At 65.2% G+C, this 5,299-nt stretch carries 7 protein-coding genes; 5 read left to right on the top strand and 2 right to left on the bottom strand.

What is annotated here, in order from left to right; all coding sequences use genetic code 11:
- Nucleotides 1-85: 85 nt before the first annotated feature.
- The 5 genes from ALII_RS0111505 (at nucleotide 86) to ALII_RS0111525 (ending at nucleotide 4,504) form a co-directional block, all read left to right on the top strand.
- On the top strand, nucleotides 86-742 hold the full coding sequence (locus ALII_RS0111505) for a septation protein A (RefSeq protein WP_024587460.1): 657 nt from the start codon (nucleotides 86-88) through the stop codon (nucleotides 740-742).
- Nucleotides 743-752: 10 nt separating this feature from the next.
- Nucleotides 753-1,367 carry a pyridoxamine 5'-phosphate oxidase family protein gene (locus tag ALII_RS0111510; protein WP_024587461.1) on the top strand — a complete coding sequence of 205 codons (615 nt, stop codon included), beginning with the start codon at nucleotides 753-755 and terminating at the stop codon, nucleotides 1,365-1,367.
- Nucleotides 1,368-1,424: 57 nt separating this feature from the next.
- Nucleotides 1,425-2,645 carry an NAD-dependent epimerase/dehydratase family protein gene (locus tag ALII_RS0111515; RefSeq protein WP_024587462.1) on the top strand — a complete coding sequence of 407 codons (1,221 nt, stop codon included), beginning with the start codon at nucleotides 1,425-1,427 and terminating at the stop codon, nucleotides 2,643-2,645.
- 171 nt (nucleotides 2,646-2,816) lie between these two features.
- A complete protein-coding gene (locus ALII_RS0111520; protein ID WP_024587463.1) occupies nucleotides 2,817-3,629 on the top strand; it encodes a glycosyltransferase in 813 nt (270 codons plus the stop codon).
- Entirely contained in the window at nucleotides 3,626-4,504 is an 879-nt protein-coding gene (locus ALII_RS0111525) for an NAD(P)-dependent oxidoreductase (protein WP_024587464.1), read from the top strand. Before ALII_RS0111520 ends, ALII_RS0111525 begins: the two co-directional genes overlap by 4 nt.
- On the opposite strand, the gene ALII_RS0111530 is transcribed toward ALII_RS0111525, so the two are convergent.
- Nucleotides 4,505-5,077, bottom strand: coding sequence for a DsbE family thiol:disulfide interchange protein (locus ALII_RS0111530; protein ID WP_024587465.1), 573 nt, complete (start codon nucleotides 5,075-5,077; stop codon nucleotides 4,505-4,507). It lies immediately after the preceding gene.
- The gene (ccmD, locus tag ALII_RS0111535; RefSeq protein WP_024587466.1) at nucleotides 5,074-5,232 is read right to left on the bottom strand and encodes a heme exporter protein CcmD; all 159 of its coding nucleotides are present in this window, start codon (nucleotides 5,230-5,232) and stop codon (nucleotides 5,074-5,076) included. The genes ALII_RS0111530 and ccmD overlap by 4 nt, the downstream gene beginning before the upstream one ends.
- Nucleotides 5,233-5,299 lie beyond the last annotated feature (67 nt).

The raw sequence follows: 5,299 nt of genomic DNA on the forward strand, positions 1-5,299 counted from the left end.
GCGGGGGAGATGTCCGGCAGGACAGAGGGGGGCGCCGTCGAGCGCCATCGTTGCAAGCGTCACATCCCGCGCGAAAGCACCAAGCATGAACAACATCATCGAACGCGAGCCCGGCGACCCCAGGAAAACGGAGATCAATCCGCTCCTGAAATTCGCGCTCGAACTCGGGCCGCTGCTCGTCTTCTTCTTCGCCAATTTGCGCGGCGAATGGCTGATTGACACATTCCCGGCGCTTGGCTCGATCGGCGACCCGATCTTCCTCGCCACCTTCCTGTTCATGGTCGCAACGGCGATCGCGCTCGCCGTTTCCTGGGCGCTGACGCGCACCTTGCCGATGATGCCGCTCGTCTCGGGCGTCGTCGTCCTGGTCTTCGGCGCACTGACGCTCTATTTGCAGGACGAGATTTTCATCAAGATGAAGCCGACCATCGTCAACGGCCTCTTCGCCGCCGTGCTGCTCGGTGGACTGATGTTCGGCAAGGCGCTGCTCGGCTACGTCTTCGAGGCGGCCTTCAAGCTCGATGCCGAGGGCTGGCGCAAGCTGACCCTCCGCTGGGGCCTGTTCTTCGTCTTCCTCGCCATTCTCAACGAGGTTGTCTGGCGCAATTTTTCGACCGATTTCTGGGTCGCCTTCAAGGTCTGGGGCACGATGCCCGTCACCATCGCCTTCACGCTTTCCCAGATGCCGTTGATCATGCGCCACTCGCTGCCCGAGCCGGGCAAGAGCCGGCCTGCCGAATAGGATTTCCGCCATGGAATTCATCACCAGCCGCGAAGGCCTGCGCGCGCACTACAAGCAGGCGAGCGACGGGGCCGTTCGCAAGGAACTGCCCGCGCTCGACGCCCATGCGCGCCGCTTTCTCGAACGCTCGCCCTTCGTGCTGATCGGCTCGTCGGACGGTGCCGGCAATGGCGACGTGACGCCGAAGGGCGACCGGCCCGGTTTCGTCGCCATCCTCGACGACCGCACGCTGGCGATCCCCGACCGGCCGGGCAACAACCGGCTCGACACGTGGGAAAACATCGTCGCCAATCCGGCGGTCGGCCTGCTCTTCCTCATTCCCGGCATGAATGAGACGCTGCGCATCAACGGCATCGGCCGCATCACGGCGGATGCCGAGCTGTGCAACCGCCTCGCCGTCGACGGCAGGCCGGCGATCAGCGCGCTCGTGGTCGAGATCCGCGCCTCCTACATGCACTGCGCCAAGGCGTTCATGCGCTCGGCGCTGTGGAAGGCCGAGACCTGGCCTGCGCGTGAAGAGATGCCGACGCTGGGCGAAATGCTGCGCGACCAGCTCGCCTTGTCCGTCGCCGCGGACGTGATCGACCGCGATCTGGACGACGCCTACAAAAAGTCGCTCTGGTAATATCCACGTCACATCGGCCGGCGACATTCGGCCCGGCGATCCAAGGAGTGTGCCTCGATGAAGATTGCGGTTCTGGGCGGTGACGGTTTCGTGGGCTGGCCGACGAGCCTGCATCTGTCGAATGCCGGTCACGAAATCCACATCCTCGACAATCTGTCGCGCCGCTGGATCGACACGGAGCTCGGCGTCCAGTCGCTGACGCCGATGGATTCGATCCAGGAGCGCACCCGCATCTGGTATCAGGAGACCGGCCGGCGCATCCATTTCCACCTGATCGACCTCGCGCGCGACTACGAAATCCTGAAGACTTGGCTCGCCGCCGAACGGCCCGACGCGATCATCCACTTCGCCGAACAGCGCGCCGCGCCCTATTCGATGAAGACGGACCGGCACAAGAACTACACGGTCAACAACAACGTCAACGCGACCCACAACCTGCTCAACGCGATGGTGGAGGTCGGCCTCGACGCGCATCTGGTGCACCTCGGGACCATGGGCGTCTACGGCTATTCGACCGTCGGCGCGGCGATCCCCGAGGGCTACCTGCCGGTCGGCATCGACACGATGGCGGGCGAAACGGTGAAGCAGGATATCCTCTATCCGGCCAATCCCGGCTCGATCTACCACATGACCAAATGCCTCGATCAGTTGCTGTTTCAGTTCTATGCGAAGAACGACGGGGTGCGGATCACCGACCTGCACCAAGGCATCGTCTGGGGCACCCATACCGACCAGACGCGCCGGCATGTGCAGCTCGTCAACCGCTTCGACTATGATGGCGATTACGGCACGGTGCTCAACCGCTTCCTGATCCAGGCCGCGATCGGCTACCCGCTGACGGTGCACGGAACGGGCGGCCAGACCCGCGCCTTCATCCACATCCAGGATTCGGTGCGCTGCATCGAGATCGCGCTTCAGAACGCGCCGAAGCGCGGCGAGCGCGTGAAAATCTTCAACCAGATGACCGAAACGCACCGCGTGCGCGACCTCGCCGAACTCGTGGCGAAGATCGCCGGCGCCAAGGTTGCGTATCTGCCGAACCCACGCAAGGAAGCGGCGGAAAACGAACTTGTCGTGCGCAACGAGCAGTTCATGGCCCTCGGCCTCGACCCGATCCGGCTCGCCGAAGGGCTCCTGTCGGAGGTCGTGGACGTGGCGAAGAAATACGCCTACCGCGTCGACCGCTCCCGCATCCCCGCAATCTCCGCCTGGACCAAGGACATCGCCCCCACGCTGGATCGCGACCCGGAAGGCAAGGCGCTGAAGAGCGTTTCGTGATTTGACTGAGATGTCAGCGCTCGACGTTGCCCCCCTCTGGGCTGCCGCCCATCTCCCCCGCAGGTGGGGAGATCACGCGCGTCAACGTCGGCGACTGGCTGATCTCCCCCCGTGCGGGGGAGATGTCCGGCAGGACAGAGGGGGGCGCGACAGGGCGCTGACCGATACGTGATGGCGGAGAAATTCGCCTACGCCACCCTCGTCACCAATCCCGACTACGTCCTCGGCGCCACCGCCCTCGTCCGCTCGCTGAAGCTGACCGGCACGGCTGCCGACATCGTCGTCATGCACACCGGCGGCGTCGACGCCGCCATGCTCGCGCCTTTGACCGCGCTCGGCGCGAAGCTCCACCGTGCCGACCTCCTGTCCACCTCCGATGCCTTCAACGAGCGTCATTCCCGCGCCCGCATCCACGCCGAAAAACCCTTCACCAAGGGCCGCAAGCCGGACTTTCACACTCCGCTCGACAATTTCGCCAAGCTGCGGCTGTGGGAAATGGAGGCGTATGAGCGGATCGTCTTCATCGACGCAGACGCGATCGTTATCCGCAACATCGACCGGCTGTTCGCCTACCCCGAATTCTCCGCCGCGCCAAACGTCTATGAAAGTCTTGCGGACTTTCACCGGATGAATTCCGGCGTGTTCGTCGCGAAGCCCGCGCGCGCGACCTTCGACGCCATGCTGGCCCGGCTCGACGCGCCTGGCGCCCACTGGCCGCGCACGGACCAGACCTTCCTGCAGAATTTCTTCCCCGACTGGCACGGCCTGCCAATCTTCGACAACATGCTGCAATATGTCTGGTTCGCGCTACCGGCGCTGTGGGACTGGGAGTCCGTCCGCGTGATCCACTTCCAGTATGAAAAACCGTGGGAAACCGACCATCCGAAGGCCGAGCGTCTGCGCCCGCTGATCGATCTGTGGCGCGCATATCTCACCGGAGAGAACATTCCGGACATCGACACGCTGGCCAACCCGTCGCCATGACCCGCGTCCTCGTCACCGGCGGGACGGGCTATGTCGGCCGCTTCATCGTGGAACGGTTGCTGGCCGACGGCGAAGCGGTGACGGTGTTCGGTCGCAATCGACCGCCTCCCGGCCTTTTCTCGAAGCCCGTCGATTTCGTTGCAGGCGACCTCGAACCGCGAACGTTCCGACCCGAAAACTTTAGCGGCTTCGATGCGGTCGTCCATGCGGCTTTCCACCATCTACCAAGGAAGTATCGCGGCGGTGAGGGCGATGACCCCAAGGGTTTCGTCCTGCGCAACCGAGATGGCTCGATCGCGCTCTTCGAGGCGGCAAAGCAGGCCGGCGTTTCGCGCGTGATCTTTCTCTCGACTCGGGCCGTTTACGGACCCAAAGCCCCCGGCACGGCGCTCAACGAAGACACGCCGGCGACGCCGGACACGCTTTACGGCAAGGTCAAGCGCGATGCGGAACAGGCATTGCTGGCCATGATGGACGGAGATTTTGCCGCCACCGTCCTGCGCGTCACCGGTGTCTACGGCCCTGCTGGCCCGGGCCGCCGGCACAAATGGGCCGACCTCTTCGACGATTATCTTGCCGGCAAGGAAATCGCGCCCCGCGCCGGCACGGAAGTCCATGGCGAGGACGTCGCCGCCGCGATCCGCATCGCGCTCGACGGGCCAACGCCGGCGATCCTCAACGTGTCCGATCTGATGGTCGACCGCCACGACCTGCTCGCCATCGTCAAGGCTGCGACCGGCGTGCCCAATCCCCTGCCCGGCCGGGCGGACGCGTCAGCGATCAACGAGATGGATTGCGCCCGGCTGAAATCACTTGGCTGGACACCCGGCGGCCGCCCCCTGCTCGAACGAACCATCCGCGCGCTTCTCGCCTGATCAGCCGCCGCGCGCCTTTTCGATCGCCGGCATCAGTCCGTCGCGCATCGATTGCGCCGTGAACGGGCCGACATGCTTGTAGAGGATCGTCCCGTCAGGACCGACGAGAAAGGTTTCGGGAACACCGTAGACGCCCCAGTCGATCGCGGTGCGCCCCGAGCCGTCGACGCCGATCGCGTCATAGGGATTGCCGAGTTCGGCGAGGAACCCGCGCGCCTGCTGCGGCCGGTCCTTGTAGTTCAGCCCGGCGATGACGAGGTTCTCGTCCTCGGCGAGGTCCATCAGCAGCGGATGCTCTTGCCGGCACGGCGCGCACCATGACGCCCACACATTGACGAGCGTCAGCTTGCCGTCGAAGGCGGCGCTCTCGATGCCGGGCAGCGGCGAGCCTTCGAGCGGCGGCAGGTTCGTCTGCGGCGCCGTCGCGCCGATCAGCGCGGAGGGCACGACGGAGGCATCGCGCCCGGACAGAAGCTGAAACAGGAACACGCCGGCAAGGCCGAGGAAAAGCGCGAGCGGCAGCAGCGCCAGCCAGGGCAGGCGTCTTTTCGGCGCTTCGGCCTCGACGCTCATGGCCGCGCCTGCGAACGGCGGCGCACGCCCCGCGTCTCGAGTTCGGCAAGCTCGCGCCGGCGCGCGCGATGGTCGGCGACGAGCCAGACGGCGATGCCGGCCAGGACCAGGAACGCCGCGCCATAGGCAGTGCTGACATAGGCGAGATGGCTCATGGCGTTTGGCCCTGGATGTTTGGGCGAGGTGACCCCCACCCTGTATCCCTCCCCACAAGGGGGAGGG

Origin of the sequence: Aliihoeflea sp. 2WW (assembly GCF_000497755.1) — a bacterium.
In the GTDB taxonomy this organism is placed as follows: Bacteria; Pseudomonadota; Alphaproteobacteria; order Rhizobiales; family Rhizobiaceae; genus Aliihoeflea.